Origin of the sequence: Massiliimalia timonensis, assembly GCF_900186585.1 — a bacterium.
Lineage (GTDB): Bacteria > Bacillota > Clostridia > Oscillospirales > Ruminococcaceae > Massiliimalia > Massiliimalia timonensis.
Genome location: NZ_FYDD01000004.1, coordinates 331,720 through 350,603 on the forward strand (window position 1 = coordinate 331,720; position 18,884 = coordinate 350,603).

17 protein-coding genes, 2 tRNA genes and 1 other RNA gene are annotated in these 18,884 nt (G+C 44.7%); 13 read left to right on the top strand and 7 right to left on the bottom strand.

Features of this window, described 5'->3' with window-relative positions; translation table 11 throughout:
• The first annotated feature begins 30 nt into the window (after positions 1-30).
• From CIB36_RS09335 to CIB36_RS09350, 4 genes are read left to right on the top strand one after another with little or no spacing between them, the layout of a single operon-like run.
• Entirely contained in the window at positions 31-942 is a 912-nt protein-coding gene (locus CIB36_RS09335) for a dihydroorotate dehydrogenase (protein ID WP_093989297.1), read from the top strand.
• A gap of 22 nt (positions 943-964) precedes the next feature.
• On the top strand, positions 965-1,618 hold the full coding sequence (locus tag CIB36_RS09340; protein WP_093989298.1) for a histidine phosphatase family protein: 654 nt from the start codon (positions 965-967) through the stop codon (positions 1,616-1,618).
• 14 nt (positions 1,619-1,632) lie between these two features.
• Positions 1,633-2,070 carry a Holliday junction resolvase RuvX gene (gene ruvX / locus CIB36_RS09345; RefSeq protein ID WP_093989299.1) on the top strand — a complete coding sequence of 146 codons (438 nt, stop codon included), beginning with the start codon at positions 1,633-1,635 and terminating at the stop codon, positions 2,068-2,070.
• 14 nt (positions 2,071-2,084) lie between these two features.
• On the top strand, positions 2,085-3,239 hold the full coding sequence (locus CIB36_RS09350; protein WP_229408228.1) for an MFS transporter: 1,155 nt from the start codon (positions 2,085-2,087) through the stop codon (positions 3,237-3,239).
• 68 nt (positions 3,240-3,307) lie between these two features.
• On the opposite strand, the gene CIB36_RS09355 is transcribed toward CIB36_RS09350, so the two are convergent.
• From CIB36_RS09355 to CIB36_RS09380, 6 genes are all read right to left on the bottom strand, one after another.
• Positions 3,308-3,532: a hypothetical protein gene (locus tag CIB36_RS09355; RefSeq protein ID WP_093989301.1), complete on the bottom strand. Its 225-nt coding sequence runs from the start codon at positions 3,530-3,532 to the stop codon at positions 3,308-3,310.
• Positions 3,533-3,555: 23 nt separating this feature from the next.
• Positions 3,556-4,089, bottom strand: a complete 534-nt coding sequence (locus CIB36_RS09360) for an SMI1/KNR4 family protein (RefSeq protein ID WP_093989302.1) — start codon at positions 4,087-4,089, stop codon at positions 3,556-3,558.
• Positions 4,090-4,108: 19 nt separating this feature from the next.
• Complete coding sequence (locus CIB36_RS09365) at positions 4,109-5,491, bottom strand: MATE family efflux transporter (protein ID WP_093989303.1); 1,383 nt, start codon at positions 5,489-5,491, stop codon at positions 4,109-4,111.
• 61 nt (positions 5,492-5,552) lie between these two features.
• Entirely contained in the window at positions 5,553-6,269 is a 717-nt protein-coding gene (locus tag CIB36_RS09370) for a tRNA threonylcarbamoyladenosine dehydratase (RefSeq protein ID WP_093989304.1), read from the bottom strand.
• 75 nt (positions 6,270-6,344) lie between these two features.
• A non-coding RNA gene (gene ssrS, locus CIB36_RS09375) (6S RNA) lies at positions 6,345-6,534 on the bottom strand.
• 70 nt (positions 6,535-6,604) lie between these two features.
• Positions 6,605-6,910, bottom strand: coding sequence for a DUF1292 domain-containing protein (locus tag CIB36_RS09380; RefSeq protein ID WP_093989305.1), 306 nt, complete (start codon positions 6,908-6,910; stop codon positions 6,605-6,607).
• A gap of 1,236 nt (positions 6,911-8,146) precedes the next feature.
• Between CIB36_RS09380 and CIB36_RS09385 the strand changes: the two genes are divergently transcribed.
• Positions 8,147-8,222, top strand: a tRNA-Ala gene (locus CIB36_RS09385).
• A 44-nt stretch (positions 8,223-8,266) separates the two neighbouring features.
• Positions 8,267-8,342: transfer RNA gene (locus CIB36_RS09390), tRNA-Ala, on the top strand.
• Positions 8,343-8,441: 99 nt separating this feature from the next.
• Here the strand turns inward: CIB36_RS09390 and CIB36_RS09395 are convergent.
• Positions 8,442-9,131, bottom strand: a complete 690-nt coding sequence (locus tag CIB36_RS09395; protein WP_093989306.1) for a 4Fe-4S binding protein — start codon at positions 9,129-9,131, stop codon at positions 8,442-8,444.
• A 127-nt stretch (positions 9,132-9,258) separates the two neighbouring features.
• Between CIB36_RS09395 and CIB36_RS09400 the strand changes: the two genes are divergently transcribed.
• The 7 genes from CIB36_RS09400 to rfbB all read left to right on the top strand — a co-directional run bounded on the left by CIB36_RS09400 (position 9,259) and on the right by rfbB (position 18,843).
• Positions 9,259-9,918, top strand: a complete 660-nt coding sequence (locus CIB36_RS09400) for a Crp/Fnr family transcriptional regulator (protein WP_093989992.1) — start codon at positions 9,259-9,261, stop codon at positions 9,916-9,918.
• A 284-nt stretch (positions 9,919-10,202) separates the two neighbouring features.
• A complete protein-coding gene (locus tag CIB36_RS09405; RefSeq protein WP_093989307.1) occupies positions 10,203-13,763 on the top strand; it encodes a CDP-glycerol glycerophosphotransferase family protein in 3,561 nt (1,186 codons plus the stop codon).
• Positions 13,764-13,779: 16 nt separating this feature from the next.
• Complete coding sequence (locus CIB36_RS09410; RefSeq protein ID WP_093989308.1) at positions 13,780-14,766, top strand: GHMP family kinase ATP-binding protein; 987 nt, start codon at positions 13,780-13,782, stop codon at positions 14,764-14,766.
• Positions 14,760-16,076 (top strand): HAD-IIIA family hydrolase, encoded by a 1,317-nt coding sequence (locus CIB36_RS09415; RefSeq protein ID WP_229408229.1) that lies wholly within the window; start codon positions 14,760-14,762, stop codon positions 16,074-16,076. Before CIB36_RS09410 ends, CIB36_RS09415 begins: the two co-directional genes overlap by 7 nt.
• A 15-nt stretch (positions 16,077-16,091) precedes the next feature.
• Positions 16,092-16,679: an SIS domain-containing protein gene (locus CIB36_RS09420; protein ID WP_093989309.1), complete on the top strand. Its 588-nt coding sequence runs from the start codon at positions 16,092-16,094 to the stop codon at positions 16,677-16,679.
• Positions 16,680-17,134: 455 nt separating this feature from the next.
• Positions 17,135-17,563, top strand: coding sequence for a LicD family protein (locus CIB36_RS09425; protein WP_093989310.1), 429 nt, complete (start codon positions 17,135-17,137; stop codon positions 17,561-17,563).
• 305 nt (positions 17,564-17,868) lie between these two features.
• Positions 17,869-18,843, top strand: a complete 975-nt coding sequence (gene rfbB / locus CIB36_RS09430; RefSeq protein WP_093989311.1) for a dTDP-glucose 4,6-dehydratase — start codon at positions 17,869-17,871, stop codon at positions 18,841-18,843.
• Positions 18,844-18,884: the final 41 nt, after the last annotated feature.

Here is an 18,884-nt window from a genome sequence, read left to right on the forward strand (position 1 = left end):
ACAGTGTAGAAGAAAGGAAAGGTCACCAATATGGCAGATTTACGAGTAAATATCGCAGGGGTAACGCTGAAAAACCCCGTAATCCCTGCTTCCGGCGCTTTTGGATTTGGGCGGGAATATGAGGTATTGTACCCGCTTTCCAAACTGGGCGGGATCGCGACCAAGGGCACCACACTCAACCGCAAGGACGGGAACCCCCCACCAAGGATCGCGGAAACGCCAAGCGGGATGCTCAATTCCGTTGGATTGCAAAATCCGGGGATCGACCACTTTATCCGGGAAGAACTGCCGCATTTGAAAGCGTGCGACACCGCAGTGATCGCCAATGTGGCTGGCGCGACGGTGGAAGATTGTGTAGAGATCGCCCGGCGGCTGGAGTCTACGGAGGTGGATATGATCGAGCTGAATATCTCCTGCCCGAATGTAAAGCAGGGCGGTGCGGCATTCGGCGTACACTGTGAAAGCGCGGCTGGTATTACCGAGGCGGTGCGGAAGGCTACTACTAAGCCCCTTATGGTGAAGCTTTCCCCAAATGTCACCGACATTACAGAGATCGCCCGTGCTGTAGAAGCGGCCGGGGCGGACGCAGTATCGCTGATCAACACCTTGCTGGGAATGCGGATCGACATCAAAACCCGCCGTCCGATTTTAAAAAATAATGTAGGCGGAATGAGCGGTCCGGCCGTGTTCCCGATCGCTGTACGGATGGTTTGGCAGGTCGCCAATGCGGTGAAGATACCGGTCGTAGGGATGGGCGGCGTCACCACATGGAAAGACGCGGTGGAAATGATGATGGCAGGCGCGGTTGCTGTTCAGATGGGCGCGGCGATTTTCCAGAATCCCTTTGCCCCATTGGAAGTGATTGACGGGCTGGACCGCTACTGCGATGAAAACGGAATTGACAAGGTGAGCGACTTGACAGGTGCGGTGCAGCCTTGGTAAAAAGCAGAGGAGAACAGACAAGATGACAACTGTTTATTTGATCCGGCATGCCTATGCACAGGGGAATTTAGACCGGACCTTTCAAGGGCGAATCGATGGCAGGCTGACAGAGGTGGGATACCGCCAGTTGGATTGTTTGGCAGAACGCTGCCGCGGCATCCCTTTTGACGCAGTATACACCAGCCCACTTTCCCGTGCTTATGAAACGGCAAAAGCTGCGAACCGCTTCCATGGCCTTCCGATCCAGACAGATGACGGCCTGTTGGAGATCGCGGGCGGCGACTGGGAAGGCCGGAAATGGGAAGAGCTTGAAAAGGAATATCCGGTGCTTTATCATCAATGGAAAGTCCGTGACCCGCTGTTTTGTGCCCCAAATGGAGAAAAAATGGCGGATGTGTATGATCGAATGAAAAAAACCACATTACATATTGTTGAAAATAATAAAAATAAAACAATTTGTATTGTATCGCACGGCTGTGCGATCGTCACATTCATGGCGTGGGCCCATGGATTGCCGGCGGAACGGATCTGTGAAATGAAGATCTGTGATAACACTGCGCTGAACAAACTGACCTTTGATGAAAAGGGAACGCCTGCGGTGGCGAAGGAGAACGACCTGGAGCATCTTCCGGACGGGCTGCGCACCTATGCGCTCAGTTTGTTTGAACACAAATAAAGGAGGAACACGTCATGAAAATAATGGCGGTTGATTTTGGCGAGGCACGGACCGGGCTTGCGGTCTGCGACCGTACCGAGTTTCTGGCCTCCCCGGTGGGAGTGATTCAAGAGCGGGATTTTGAAACCTGTGTAAAAAAGGTCGCTTATGCCGCGGTAAAGGAACTGGATGTTGGAATGGTAGTGGTAGGGCTGCCAAAAAATATGGATGGCTCCCTTGGCCCCCGCGCCGAGCTTTGCGATAAATTTGCCAGAGCCCTGCGGGCCTTGATCCCACTCCCGGTGGAAACCTGGGACGAACGGCAGACCACCATGCAGGCGGCGACGTACTTAAACGAGATGAATGTCCGCGGGGCAAAACGGAAAGAAGTCATTGACGAGGTAGCCGCAACGATTATCTTAGAAAGCTATTTGCAGTACCGCCGTAATCAAAGATCGAAAGAGAAGGAATAGGATATGTTTTTTTATTGGTGTTGATCTATCTCTCTTTTATCAGCCTGGGGCTTCCGGATTCTTTGCTGGGAAGTGCCTGGCCGGTCATGCGGGTCGATCTGGGCGCTGATATGTCGTTGGCCGGAGTGATTTCCATGGTGGTGGCTGGAGGTACTGTCATTTCCAGTTATTTGAGCACCCGTCTGATCCGGCGGTTTGGGACTGGGCGGGTGACAACGGTCAGTGTTTTAATGACTGGCCTTGCCTTGCTCGGCTTTTCCTTTGCGCCTGCCTACTGGGTGCTGCTTCTGCTGGCAGTTCCGTTGGGACTGGGCGCTGGGGCAGTAGACTCGGCGCTGAACAATTTTGTGGCGCTGCATTATAAGGCTAAACACATGAATTGGCTGCATTGCTTCTGGGGGATCGGGGCAACTGCCGGGCCAATGATCATGGCTGCGTGGCTTGCAAAGGACAGCCAGTGGCGCGGAGGATATTTGACGATCGCCATCATCCAATGTGCTCTTTCTATGATACTGATTTTAACCCTTCCGGCATGGAACAAGGCAAAAAAACAGGATGATGGGGAAGAACCGCAGATTAAAGCGTTAAGCCTGAAAGAAGCGGTATCCATTCCATTGGCGAAGCAGACCCTGCTGTCCTTGTTCTGTTATTGCTCGATCGAACTGACGATCGGGTTGTGGGGAGCCAGCTTTGCGACCGGAGAATTTGAAGTATCCGCAGATCGGGCCGCCGCATGGGTATCGGCATTTTACCTTGGGATAACGCTGGGGCGTGCGGTTGCAGGGTTTATTTCCATCAAGCTCAACAACCTTCAGATGACCCGTTTGGGAGAAGCAATCACCCTGCTGGGTGTGATTTTGCTGTTCCTGCCGATCGGGGAGGTGCGGGTACCGATCGCATTTGTATTGGCTGGGCTTGGCTGCGCACCGATCTATCCGGCGATTTTACACCAGACGCCTAAAACCTTTGGAGAAGAAAATTCCCAGGCGATGATGGGGATCCAAATGGCGTTTGCTTATGTGGGCTCCACCTTTATGCCGCCTTTGTTTGGTTTTTTGGCCGACATAGTAGGGATCGGAATGCTGCCGGTATTTTTGGCTGCCGCATTAGGGCTGATGATCCTATGCACAGAATGGGTAAAACACGGTTACGAAAAACGTGATACATAGACTAAAAGGGAACCCCGTAAGGGGTTCCCTTTGTTCGTTATTAGCAATTTTATCAATATGGAACCTTATTATAAATTCTTTTTTAAAATAGGGAGAAAGCGCCGGATCAGTATAGTCCCTGAAACGGCGGCTGTAATAACGGCAAGCAGGATCGTTTTAACTTTAATGCGGTTGGCAAACAACACGCCGGCAAGAAATCCAAGTGCGCCTAAACACAGCTTTACCAGAGCAAAATCACTCCAATGAGAAGCGGCGGCATATTCATCTCCGCTTTTTAATAATTTTTCCAGCATAGCTCATACCTCCTATACTTCTCTTACTCATGGAGCATGGAAAGAAATTCTTCAAAACTATCTGCGATTTTTGTGATACTAGGCGCCCCTAAACAGGACTCTTCAAAATTCAAAAACACTACAGGAGGAGCGGAGGGGCTGTGGTAATAATCCAAACAAAGGTAATCGCCATATGTCAGCTTTGCGATAGGCAGACACTGTACCTGGAGCCTTCCGGGTTCAAAAATATTCCGTTCTGCTTCTTCTAATAAGGCATTGGCGCTCAAAAGATCCCATTCGCCGAGCGGATGGACCTCTGGGTGGTTTACGATCCCAAAAAAACGCTCGATTTCATAACGTGCATGCTCCCCAAATCGGGAGGCCTTTATTTGGCATCCGCCCAGAGCGGCCACAAAGTGGCGGTAAGAAACTGGAAAATCAGCGTGCATCAAAGCCTCGCAATTTAACAGCCCTTGTTCTTCTGGAAGAGGTTTGATGATGCTTTCCTCCAAGATTCCCAGCCGAAGATACTCCGGTGGAAGTGCTTGAGATTTGTGAAAATAATCGGAAAGGTGCATATGCGATTCCTCCAATCGATCAAATTAGCTTGTGCCGACTCCATCGGCCGCTCCGGAACCGGAGCATAAAGATCAGGCTTCTCACGCCCCATTCCAAAAGCATAGCGACCCACACGCCGACGATCCCGAATCCAAGCATGATTCCCACGATATAGCCTAAAATGACCCGGAACAGCCACATGGACAGCATGGAGGCGATCGAAGTGAATTTGGAATCCCCTGCCGCGCGCAGAGTGTTTGGCATAATAAAACTCATGGACCACAGCAGCGGGTTTGCAATCCCGGTGAAGATCAGGATCGTCCAGATTGTGCCCACGATCTCGGCCGGAGGGGAGAAGAGCTGGATCAAAATTGGCATAAAGGGATAGAGGATCAATTCAAAGATCACAAAAGTAACGCAGCTTACCAATAACAATGATTTTGCAAATTTTTTGGAATCCCGCACATCGCCGCGTCCCATACACTGGCCAACAACGGTAACAGTTGTCAAGCCGATCGCGTTTCCGGTGATCTGCGTCAGGGAAGTAAGGGAATTGCAGATCGCAAGCACGGTCATAGACAGCGTACCCAGCTGGACTACGAATGTCTGAGTCAGCAGCTTTCCGCCGTTAAAAAAGAGCTGCTCCGCCGCGAAAGGGATCCCAACGGTCAGGATCCTTTTTTGGATTGTAAAATCGAAATGGAACAGATCCCGCCATTCAATCGCAAAGGAATGGTTAAGCTTCAGCAAATAGAGCATTGCACAGAGCATCCCCAGCAAACGGGAAAGATTCAGCGAAATAGAAAGCCCTAAAACCCCCATCTGTAATAAGTTGATGAAGAAAAAGTTCATCAATACATAAGAGATATTGGTGATCAGGGAGATCACCAGCGAGCTTTTTGTATCTGCCGCACCCCGCAGCGCGCCGCACACAGCCTGGTACATGGCAAAACAGGGATAGGAGATATAGCTGGCGACCATATAGGTTTGGGCGTTAGACAGAACCTCCTGTTCCGCCGCGCCGAATAAAAGGGTCAGGGTAGGCCCTTGGAAAATCAAAAGGATCACAGCTAAGCCAACTGCCAGATAGGTAACTGTGACCAGCGCCTGCACAGCTGCCTTTGACATCATAGCCGGATCGCTGTTCCCTTTGTATTGCGCCACGATAACTGTTCCGCCGGTAGCGATCGCGACAAAAACGTTGAGCAAGAATAGGTTCAATGAATCGACCATGCTGACCGCGCTGACGGCCGCCACCCCCGACGAGCTGACCATAGCTGTGTTCAGCATATTTAAAGAGGTGATAAACATCTGATCTACCCAAATTGGGAGAAAGATCGAAAAAATTTGTTTGTATGTCATGGATTCGCCGCTTAGGATCTTGGTCAAAAACCGGTCCGCACGGCCTTTTATGTCTGTCATGAGCGAAACCTCACTTCCTGTTAAACCGGACCGAAGAATGGAAGAACGACTGGCTCCGGCTCTATTCCCGATAGATCAGAGAGCGTACCGCATATCCGGCAAGCAGATATCCTGCAACAGGCGGCACAAAGGATATACTGGCGGGGGAGTGTCTGCCGTGTTCCGGCTCCCCTACAAAGCCGATCCTTTGCGGCGCTTCTTTAGAGTACAACACTGTTTGATGGGGAACGCCGCGCTTTTTCAGCTCCCGGCGGATCACCTTGGCAAGGTTGTCGCCGCTGCCGGCAGTGTCCGCAATGTCTCCGATCGTAAACTGGGACGGATCCAAGCGGTTCCCGGTCCCCATAGATGAGATCAAAGGAATCCCGCGTTGGCAGCAGATTTCCATTAGGTCAAGCTTTGAAGTTACTGTATCAATGGCGTCAATGATAAAATCCGGCTTTTGGGAAAATAAAAATTCCCGATTTTCCGGCGTGTAGAATTCGTGGTATCCAGCAATTTGGCAGTCAGGGCAGATAGAGAGCAGACGATCCGTTGCTGCCTCTACCTTTTTCTGCCCGATCGTGCGACAAGTGGCAAAAAGTTGGCGGTTTAGATTGGACCGGGAAACGGTGTCCCGGTCTACTAAGATAAGTTTTCCTACCCCGCTGCGACAAAGCGCTTCGGCGGCAGATCCGCCTACGCCGCCCAGCCCTAACACAGCCACCGTCTTTTTCTGGAGCAGGGAAATGGCATCTTCGCCGATCAGTGCTTGGGTCCGCGTCAACCATTCGGGCATTAGGAACGCTTCCTTTCGTTGTTGGAATAGCAAAAAGGTCAGGACTGCTTAAAAACCAGTCCTGACCTGAATTTACTTTTGTCCGCCTTGCCGTCGCGCAGTTGATAAAAACCCGCCAAAAAGCAGGTGGGTGACCTCCTTCTGGCTACCACGCTCCCTTCTTCCGCTAAAAGCGGGAGGTCTGCAATCCGCCGAAGAGTCCGGTCCCCGATTATCAAGGTGTTGGATTATTATAATCTGCGCTAACAAATCAAGGCAGAGAAAATTCACACAAAAGGCGGACATTGATCCGCAAACATATTATAACACAAATTTTTAAAAATACAACCCGGAACTTATTCCCAGTCCATTTCTTCGTCAAACAGGTTTAAAAACAGGTCGCCGATCCGTTCGTATTCTTTATCGTCATCTATGCTGACTAGCATTTCCTCGCCGTTTTCATCTATCTCTACGCGCAGTACGACAAACTGCCCGTCGGCTTCCAGCGCTTGGGCAGGATCTTCATAATGCGGAGCCAACGCCCGGTATTCCACACCATCCTCTTCTAAAGAAGCCAGCAGTTCAAATTCTGTCTGCACGCCGTCCTCGTCAACCAGTGTTAAATAGGTCGGCAGGTCTTTGGGATTAAGTTCGTCATTCATTTGGTTAAGTTCCTTTCGGTGTTCCATAAAAAGAAATGCGGCCATTTTGACCGCCGTTACTATACATTATAGTTCTTTTTGACAGAAAATGCAATAGGCAATTTGTTTAGATATTATTTATATAATATCTTGTTTTTTGTCACAAAAAGTGTTGACATTGCATAACTTTCTTGCTATAATAAAGACACAGAAAAGGAAAAGGAAATACAAAAAACAAAGATCAGGATCAAAGCTTGCAAAGCAGGAGGCGCAGTAAGATTGACTGAGAGCGGGTTGCAGATGGTAAGCGGAGAAACAAAGATTTTTGATTGATGAATGATCCTTTTTCTGAAAGACAGGAGGCGTTTCCCATGGATTTTGAACCAGTTTCAGAATTGTTAAAGGAAGAGCCGGATTGTGTGACTGCACTTTAACTAAAAAATGGCCGGCTGGTCACGACGCTTAAAATGCAATGGATGACCGGGCTCAAACCAAAGTGTATAAACGAGAGCAGGAAAGTGCACAAAGCAAAACGGATCGGCCTTTAACAGGAAAAAAGAACAATGAAAAGAGGTACGATCCCATGTACTGATTTCCTGGATTCATGAAATAAAGATCATGTGAAAGGGAAAGAGGATGATTGTGATGACTCACAGGATCCGAAACAGAAGAGAAATTTAGTTGGTTGGGAGTGAGACCACCGAAATAGTTAGCCGAACGGCATAAAATGATTGTATTGTGCCGGCCGTTTGAAAATGAGCGGATGAAATCAATCAAAAATTCCAAGCATCTCAAAGATGCTGAGATCGTTTGATCGAAAAAAGATTTCCTGTTGGCGAAACCGTTAATGATGTTGCGAAGCATTCCTTGTTAACTGTCGGAGTCAATAGCAAAAAGATTTTCTGAATGATTGTTGCACCTGTAAAAAGGGGATAAGTGGCCGCAAATGTGATGAATTTTTGGAATTTAAGATGATTTTTAAAGAATCGTTTTGGAAGAACTGAATAGGAATTACGAAATATGGCCAAGTAAATGATCTTCAATGGAATGTAGAAAAACAGACCATGAATGTGCATCAGAAAAGTCTTATGCGGATAGATGGGAAAGCTTTTGATCGAAATTCAAAGAGTAAAGGAATCAGAAAATTGAATATTGAAGTGATATGCTAGCACACACTTTTGGAAAGCTTTTGCTGAAAAAGGTGTGTGCTAGTACTTTACAAAAAGAAAAAATTGTGATATAATATTTTTGTTTCACGGGGGCGTAGCTCACCTGGGAGAGCGCTTGAATGGCATTCAAGAGGTAGTCGGTTCGATCCCGATCGTCTCCACCAACGTGAATAGGAAAAGGGAAATCCAAAACGGGTTTCCCAAAAATGGGGGCGTAGCTCACCTGGGAGAGCGATACGTTCGCAACGTATAGGTAGTCGGTTCGAGTCCGATCGTCTCCACCAGAATAATCATTAGCCGAACCCTAGTAGGATATCATTGCATATCGGGAGTTCAGCCAATAAAAAATATCCGGCAGGAATCTTCCTGCCGGATATTTTTACCTAATCTAAGATCCGTCCGTCTGTTGCGATAGTAACAACCTGCCAGGGAATAAATTTTCCACTGTTTTGTAAAGCGGTTTTTATGGCATGTTCGATCCCACCGCAGCAGGGGACCTCCATCCGCACAACAGTCACGCTTTGAATATCATTTTGGCGGATGATCTCGGTCAGCTTTTGGGCATAATCTACCATATCTAGCTTTGGACAGCCAATAAGCGTAATATGATTTTTAATAAAACGCTCATGGAAGTCCCCGCGGGCAAATGCAGTACAGTCTGCAGCTACAAGTAATTTGGCACCAGAGAAATAAGGTGCTTTGACCGGTGCTAGTTTGATCTGTACCGGCCATTGAGATAACTCTGATAAAACAGTTTCCGATCGCACCGAGGATTGTTGTGCTTCGCGGCGGATCTGCTGTGCGCGGCTTCCGGGACAGCCGGATTGCTGCGACTGCTTTTTCTGATGCTCCAGAACAGCCTGTTCATCATATGCGGCTGCTTCCCGTTCTACGAAGGTGATTGCCCCTGTCGGGCAGGTTGGCAGGCAATCTCCCAAACCGTCGCAGTAGTCGTCCCGCAGCAGCTTGGCTTTTCCGTCTACCATACCGATTGCGCCTTCATGACATGCCTGTGCGCAGACACCGCATCCGTTGCATTTTTCCTCATCAATTTGAATGATCCTGCGAATCATAAATGTTCCTCCTATTATCTATTCTATTTGCCGGCATGTGCCGAATTTTGTTGATTTGACTTTGATGTCTACAGTATACTATACTAAAAAAGAAAAAACAGTTGTAAAAACAACGGAAAGAAGAAAAATGAAAGATTATTTGCAGATATTAAAAAAGTCAACATTGTTTAGCAGCCTTCAGGATCAAGAGATCGAGCAGTTTTTGAAAGCTTTTCCTGTAATGCAAAAGAATTATCAAAAACATGAAACAGTGCTCTGGGCCGGAAATCAGGTAACATCACTGGGGATCGTACTGGAGGGCTGTGTCCATGTAGTGAAAGAAGATTTTTGGGGAAACAGGAACATTGTGGCGCAGGTGTGTCCTGCTCAGGTATTTGCGGAAACATATGCTTGTGTGGAGAATTCGGTTTTGCAGGTAGATGTGGTAGCGGCAGAAACATCGAAAATCTTGTTTTTGGAGTTGGGTGGTCTGCTGGCTTTCCAAGCACAGGATAAGCGAAATGACCAGATAGTTCATAACCTGTTATCCATATTAGCGGAAAAAAATTTACAAATGAACGCAAAACTGACCCACATATCACAGCGTACCACCAGAGAAAAATTGCTTTCCTACCTTTCAGAAGAGGCGTTGAGACATGGGAGTCCGGAGTTTGTGATTCCATTCAACCGGCAGCAGCTGGCAGATTACCTGTCTGTAGACCGGAGCGCTATGTCCAATGAGCTTTGCAAGATGCGGGATGAGGGAATATTATCCTTTCACAAAAGTTGTTTTCAGCTTTTTGTGTAAAATAGAGCGTTTAAATAGAAGGAATAAAAAATTGACATTTTTAAAAATAATATTTATAATATTACTATTCATATCATATTGATTTATTTAAAGGAGAACCGATACTTTTCAGCGAAGTTGAAGGCTCCTTGGTATATTATAAAATTGTATTCTTTTTCGTTTCACGTTTTCTATCTCCTAAAAAGACAAAAGCCTTGTTGTGTTAAAAGGCTTTTGTCTTTTTAGGAGATAGAAGCGACTTTATTGACAGCATCAGTAAAACTTGGCAATAATGGGGAGGAATTATGAAAATGAAAGTTTCTGTTATCGTTCCGGTATTTAATACAGAGGATTTTCTGGAAGAATGTTTATTAACTCTAGTGGGCCAAACGCTGAAAGACATAGAGATCATTTTGACAGTTGATGAAAGTTCTTCCGATTCATCATTAGATATTGCACGGAAATATGAACTAGATCACCCGGGGAAAGTAAAGGTCGTGCTGCATCCTAAAGGTTTACCTGGCGATTCCAGAAACTATGGTTTGGAAGTGGCACAGGGCGAGTATATTGGTTTCATTGATTCGGATGATAAGGCGGCAGACATTATGTACGAGGCTTTATACCAACGTGCAGCCGAAACCAAGGCGGATATTGTTTGCTGTGATATAGAGTATTGCTATGGAAATGGAAACAATAAAATTAGAGAAGTAAATGCGCCAGCAGGAATGTCGGCTGAAAATAATCCCCCCATCCTGCAAGCAGCTACCTGCTATGTGTGGAATAAAATTTTTAAGAAAGACCTTATCGACCGGTACTGCTTTAGGTTTCCGGCGGGGAGATGGTATGAAGATTCAGCGGTTGTTTACAACATGATGCTGGCTGCAAATAAGATTGAATGCGTCCATATCCCGTTATATGAATATAAGGTAAGACGCGCTGGCGGCACGGCGCATTTAGTCGATGATAGAGTTTTTGACGTTTTGCTTTCGGCGAAAGACATTGTGGCCTTTTTTCAAAAACAAGGCTTGTTTCACGGAAATATGATAGAAACCGCATATCATTTGTGCCGGGATCATATCAATGCCCGCTTTAATTTTTTGTCAAATTCGGACGATTCTGCGTTGAAAGCAAAATTTATCAATGAAGCTTTTGATTTTTTTGACGAATATTTTCCAAACTGGATCTCCTATCATAAACCTGAGGATCCGGAAGAAAATGCTTTGGGATATGCGAAACTTCATAGAGATTTTGCCCTGAAGTATTTTTGCGACAGCAAAATTCAGGCTCAATATGCTGCGTTGAACAAACTACATAAAAAGTCCCGCAACGAAAAGTATATCAACTGTTTAGATACGCCGCTTGAAGAAACGTCTATCCTTTATGAAGCGTATGAAGGCACTGGAATGAACTGCAACCCTTATGCATTGTTCCTGACGGCGCTTAAGGATCAAAAGTTGAAAGAGTATCAACATATTTGGTCGGTTGTAGATTGGAAAGTAATTGCTAAATTAGAAAAAGAATGGCATGATTACCCTAATGTTTCCTTTGTTTTAAGAGGAAGCGAAGATTATTTTCGCGCGTTATCTAAATGTAAATATTTGATAAACAACAACACTTTTCCTGCATATTTTTCCAAAAAGCCGGGACAAATTTTAATTACTAGTTGGCATGCAATTACTGTTAAGACACTGGGCTATGATTATCCAACAGGAAGAATAGATTCTTGGAACCAGGTAAGAACTTATTTGCAAACGGACTGGTTTCTTGCAGCCAATGATTTTATGAAAAACAATTTGGCGACTGCATATAAAATGCAGGATATTTTCCATGGGAAGGTGCTTGTAGAAGGGTATCCACGAAACGACTTTTTTGTTACCACCAATCATGAAGCGATTATAAACCAACTTTTAGAGTGCGGTGTAAATATAGATGCAAATAAAAAAATCGTTTTATATGCGCCTACTTGGAAAGGCGAAAAAGTGTCCTGCCCGGATATTGATGTCGATAAATTGATTAATGAAGTAGAATTATTAGAAAAAGAAATAGATTTAAACTATTATCAAGTATTGGTTAAGCCACATCATGTAGTATATCGTCATCTTACTGACTATGAAAAAAGTTGTGGAAGGTATATTCCTTCATATATTGAAACAAATGAACTGCTTTCTGTTGTGGATATCTTGATCAGTGATTACTCCAGTATCTTTGTGGATTTCATGTGCACAAAGAAACCAGTATTGTTTTATCTTCCAGATCTGGAGTCGTACAGTGATTATCGGGGTATATATTTTAAACCAGAAGAACTCCCTGGCCCAACAACAAACCGTATTGAAGAGATCGCTTCTTATATAAACAATATTGAAACAGTCAAGGAAGAGTATGCTGATAAGTACCAGATGTTCTATGACCTCATGTTTAAAGGAATAGAAGTGGGCAAATCCTCAGAACGGATTATCGACTGTATTTTTGGGGGAAATACACAGAATTATAGGGTTGAAGAATTAAAGGGGAAGAAGAAAAAACTTCTTATTTATCCCGGAAACCTTAGAAATGATACCGTAAGAAATAGAGTTCGTCAATTTTTGGATTCCATTGATTATTCGCTGTTTGATATTACGATGCTGGCAGATTACCATTTGCATCCAAAAGTAAACAATTTTTTAATGGGAATAGATAGTAGGATAAGGCTATTATGTACTGTAATTGCCGCCCCAAAAACAAAAGCAGAAAGCAAAGCGCTTTCTGCCTTAGAAAAGGGAAAAGCAATTGGTAAAGAAACAAAACAGACGCTGGAAAAGATGTTTTACCGGGAGTACCGCAGAAGGTTTGGCGACGTAGAATTTGATGCAACGATAGATCTGGACCCTGAAAATGTCTTCCAGTTCCATCTGCTTTCCCAAGCAAGAAAAGCGGTGCAAATTATTTGGCCGGCAGATTGTAAAAGAAGTAAAAATATTTTTGTGCAGATGAAAAAAAGATTTTCTGGTCCGCTTTGTTTCATGCGTTATTTTGTGACCGGCCCGGATTTTCATAAGCCAGTAAAATATCCTTACGACGTTATTCCAGTGGAAATGGAAGACTTTATAAAAGGTGAAATTCTCCGCTCCCAAAACGAGTTAAAACCGGTATCTATCGGTCAGGAGGTTTTGTTCCAGACCTCCTCTAACCTAATGAACCGAAACACGCTTTCTATGCAGATGATACCGTTAGATCGACCTGACCATTTTAAATTTGTCTCCTTTTCCCATTTGGTCAACGGCGGCTTTAATGATAATGTTTTACATGCTTTTAAACTGCTCACCAACCAATATGAAAATATATTTTTATATATCGTAGCAGGCGGAACCCGCTTCCACCAGCTTCAAAAATTAGCGGAAGAATTGGGGATAAGCCAAATGGTCGAGTTTGTTAATAACTCTAATGTAACAATGAGAAATTATTTTGCACAAAAATGCGATTGTATCATTGAAGTCCCAGCAGATAAGGAATATCTTTCCTTGCAGACAGTTCGGTTAGCCCAGGTCTTTCAAAAGCAGATTTTAATGCTGAAGGCACAGGATGATATTTTTGCCCCAACAGAAGACCATTATCTGGAGATGGGGCAAAACGTGACGCAGGTTCGCGCAGGGATGATCAGCTTATATGGGGCTATGAAAGATGTTTTTCTTAAACAGGACAAGACTGGCCAGCCGTTTGGCGAAGATGTGCTTAATCATGCTACCAACCAGAAGCTGTATGATTTGATCCTCCATCCTGTTAAGCCGTCTCCAAAACCGGAAAAACCGTTTGCGATACGTGCGCTTTCTAAAGCAAAACGGATGCTGCTAAAGAGCAAACGCGTTATAAAATCTATCATCAACAGCTAATTAAGGAGAAAGTTCTATGATTATTACAAGAACCCCATTTCGGATCAGTTTTGCGGGCGGAGGAAGTGATCTGCCATCTTTTTATGAAAAGCATGAGGGCTGTGTTTTATCAGCATCCATCAACAAATATATGTATATCATTGTGCATCCCTCTTTTAGCAAAGACGAAACGATCGTCAAATACCGGAAAATGGAAATCGTTAAGGATATCGCGGATATCCAGCATCCAATCGCGCGGCAGGTGTTGATGGATCACAATTTGTCTGGCGTTGAAGTGGCAAGTGTTTCCGATATTCCGGCCGGGACAGGTCTGGCCTCATCTAGCGCTTATACAGTTGGTACTTTGAATGCGGTCGGGGCATATGTAGGAAAAATCCATTCTCAGGAACGTCTAGCGCATGACGCTTGTGAAGTAGAGATTACCAAACTGGGAGAACCGATCGGAAAACAAGATCAGTATGGCGTTGCGGTTGGCGGGCTGAAATTTATTCGTTTTATGACAAATGGAAATGTTGCGGTTACACCGATCGTTCTTGCAAAAGACACTCTGGAAGAACTGAATGGCAACCTTATGATGTTCTATACAGGAAATGTGCGTTCCGCTTCCAGCATATTGAGCGAACAGAACAAGAATGTTTCTGATCAGGCCAAGTTCAACAATCTTGTAAAAATGACAGAATTGACCTATGAACTAAAAGACGCACTTCAGAACAATGATTTAACTTCTTTTGGGAGCATTTTACATAAAGGGTGGATGCTGAAGCGGGAGCTTGCAAATGGGATCACGAATCCTTTGATTGACAAATATTATGATATCGCTATGGAAAATGGCGCCTTGGGCGGAAAGCTGCTTGGTGCCGGCGGCGGTGGATTTTTGCTGATGTATGTTCCCAAAGAACGGCAGGATAAGCTGCGCAATGCGCTGAGCGATCTGAGCCTGATGGATTTTTCTTTTGATCATGACGGAAGCAAAATTATTTTTGTTGGAGATAAAACATGGTGATGCATGAATACAAGGCTATGGAAGCACTGATCATTGCGGGAGGAAAAGGCACCCGGCTTGCGGAATATACAACAGAGATCCCAAAGCCTATGATCCAGCTATGTGGAAAGCCTGTTTTAGAACATCAAATAGAGGTGTTAAAGAAAAACGGGATTACGGACATTACGATTACCGTGGGCCATTTAAAAGAAGCGGTGATGGATTATTTTAAAGATGGACGGGACTTTGGAGTCAAGATAAAATATTTGGAAGAGGAAAAGCCTTTAGGGACCTGCGGAGTTTTTTATCTGTTGAACGGGGCAGTGAAACGAACTGTTTTCGTAGTATTGGGAGATGTGATTTTTGACATGGATATTTCCCGTTTTTATAAATTCCATAAAAAAAGCGGCGCGCAAATATCCCTTGTTGTCCATCCAAATACCCATCCTTATGACAGCGACATCATTGACTGTGATGACAAAGGGAAGGTAAAAAAGATTTTTTCCAAAAAAGGGGATCGTCCGCAGTACCTGTTTAACCGAGTCAATGCAGGCGCATATTTGATAGAACCGGAGGTTTTTGACGGATTTCAGGGACCGGAGAAGCGTGATTTGGAAAAGGATCTGATCAGTTCTCATATTGTGCGTGGTGAAGTGTATGCTTACCAGACCACTGAGTATCTAAAAGATATGGGTACGATGGACAGGCTGCAAGAAACAGAAAAGCATATCAAAACCGGTTTGGTTTCCAAAATGAGCCTATTTTCTAAACAAAAATGTGTTTTTTTGGATCGGGATGGCACGATCAACAAGTTGAAAGGTTTGATATATTCGCCTGACCAAATAGAATTGGAAGAAAACGCAGGCAAAGCGCTGCATCAATTAAATGATAATGGATATCTGTGTATTATCATCACGAACCAGCCGGTAATTGCCCGCAATTTGTGTGATTTCGATACCTTGGACGAGATCCAAAAAAAGCTGGAAACATTGCTAGGGCAGGAACACGCCTTTGTGAATGATACCTTTATTTGCCCTCATCATCCAGACAAGGGCTACCCGGAAGAACGGCCGGAGTATAAAATCAAATGCACTTGCCGGAAACCAGAAATTGGTATGGTCCAGCAAGCTGTAGAAAAACACAATATCGATTTGTCCCGTTCTTTTTTTGTTGGAGATACGACGACGGATATTCTGACAGGAAGCCGAGCAGGACTTCGCACCATTCTTTTAAAAACCGGCGAGGCAGGAAATGACCGCAAATATGAAGTAGAACCGGATCAAGTTTGTGAAAATTTACTGCAAGCCGTAAACTGGATTTTAACACAATAGTAATGGAGGTAACAAATGAAAGATTATTTGGATTTAATTCACAGCTATGTCGACAAGGAAGTAGAGGTTTTAAAAAGCCTGGATTTGAATAAAATCAATGAAGCGCTCAATCTGTTGGAAGAAACAATGGAAGCCGAAAAAAATATTTATATTTTTGGGAACGGCGGAAGCGCGGCAACTGCTTCCCATTTTCAAAATGACTTTAATAAAGGTGTTTCTGAATACACAGAGAAAAAGTTTAGATTCATGTGTTTGAATGATAACGTGGCTACTTTGATGGCGATCGCCAATGACATTGGATATGACGAAGTGTTCCGTTTCCAATTAAAAGGGAAACTACAGGAAGGAGATATCGTCGTTGCAATATCAGGTAGCGGAAATTCTAAAAATGTTTTGAACGCGGTGGAATATGCGAGATCCTGCGGGAATAAAATTATTGGGCTGACTGGTTATTCCGGAGGAAAGTTATTGGAGTTGTCAGATATTTCCCTGCATGTTCCAGTCAACAGCATGCAGATCACAGAGGATTTGCACATGGTTTTTGACCATCTGATGATGAGTGTTTTTTATAAAACAATGTGCCAGATAGACCATTTAAAATAATAGAATTTAGTTAAAAACAACCATAAAGAAGAGAGCTAAACCTGCCCTAGCGGCGGGGTTAGCTCTCTTCTTTATTTTTTATAGAGGTAGGCTTGCTGCTTGGATGGAATGATGGAAACGAATGAAGCGATAAGAACCTTGTATTTTCATATAAACACTGCTATAATATAAAAATACATGGTGTTTTTTGGAAAATCAATAGGAGTTTCGTGCATGAAGGCGATCATATTTCACAATGAACTCATCCAAATAGGTTTGCGCCCGTTTTGGAAAGAGAACACTTGGTCCAAAAGACGGAACAAAGCCAAATCCGCTTACATTTTCCGGATCAGGAAACCTCACTGCCGCAATTGGTAAATCAGCATGTAGAAGAGGACCGTTGGATTTTGTTGTCAGCGCACGTAATATTTTCTGAAAGTTTTTTGCCGAACTTAGACAATGGATCAGCTTAAACCTTGGATGCATCGGTTTGGAAACTGATTCGCCGTGGAAAGCGTAAAACAGGCGATAATAAGGATTACGATTGGTTTGTTGAACTGTTTGGAAATCGTGAATTTGAAGATTGTGTCATGGTGAATGAAACAACCTTTTCAGAATATCGCTTGGCTTTTACAAAATTTATTTCTTTGAAGAAGTATGGATTTGTCAACAATCTGAACCGTTTCCCTCATCATCTGTCCGAGCATGGTATTGATATTTTTCCGCTTGACCATGGGGCGGATACCAAAACGTGGGCACGAGCGATCGGGTTTTACCGGGATGTTTTGCTTTATAAACAGAAATATATCGTCCCGCAGGGGTGGCGTTTGATGCGAATACTGCCAATTATGTGCAGTGGTGTTATTCTTACAAAGGAGCGCACCGCCGTTTACGGAAAATCCTAACAAAATATAATGGACAAGATACCGGATATCTGACCAATTATGCCAGTTCTTATTCCATTCAATAGGAAACTTTTCCAGCTAGCGTGTTTGAGGACATCACTGTATTTACCCCTTCTGATGCTGATGCCGTATTGCGGAAGATCTACGGGGATTATCAAAAGCTTCCGCCAAAATCTAAGCAGATTCCGCACCATTCTTTTGACCCAGGCCCGGATTTTGCTCCCAGACAAGCATAAATCAAAAGCCTGTCCCTTTTGAGGATAGGCTTTTCCTCACTTTCTTTTACAAACAGAAAGGATGGTAAAATGAAACTGCTAATAACAGGCGCGGCCGGATTTATAGGAAGCCATTTTACAAAATACTGGCTGGAAAACTACCCCGGAGACCTTGTGGTAGGGCTGGATCTTTTAACATATGCGGGCAGTCTGAAAAACTTGGGAGAAGCAGAGAGAGACCCACATTTTCAATTTGTGCAAGGAGATATTTCTGACCGTATACGGATGGATAAGCTGTTTTGTCAGGAACGGTTTGACTTAGTTGTCAACTTTGCGGCAGAATCCCATGTAGACCGTTCTATCAGCCATCCGGACCAGTTCATGAGGGCGAATATTTTAGGTCCGCAGGTGCTGCTGGAAACTTGTAGAAAATACGGTGTAGGGCGGTATCACCAGATTTCAACAGACGAGGTGTATGGCTCTCTTCCTTTGGAACGACCGGATAGCTTCTTCACAGAGGAAAGCCCCCTATGTGCCTCCAGCCCGTATTCCGCGTCGAAAGCTTCCGCTGATTTAATGGTATTGGCATACTACCACACCTATCAGCTGCCTGTTACGATCTCACGTTGTTCAAACAACTACGGGACCAATCAGTACCCGGAAAAGTTGATCCCACGGATGGTATTTTGCGCCTTGCGCGGAGAGCCGCTGCCTGTATATGGTACAGGGGAAAATATTCGGGACTGGATTTCTGTGACTGATCATTGTGAGGCGGTAGCCCGGATTCTTCTGGCTGGCAGGCCGGGTGAAGTCTACAATATCGGTGCACACGATGAGAAGACCAACCTGTGGGTGGTCAAAGAGATCCTGCGGGAACTGGGACGCCCGGAAAGTTTGATTTCTTTTGTGGCTGACCGTCCCGGACATGACTTGCGCTATGCGATCGATTCCGGGAAGTCATACCGGGAACTAGGTTGGAAAGCGAAACACCGGATGGAGGAGGAGCTTCCAAAGGTTGTAGAGTGGTATTGCCGAAACCAAGACTGGTGGGAGAAAAAACAGTAAGCGGTTTGTTTACAACTCCTGAAAATAGACGTATACTGAAA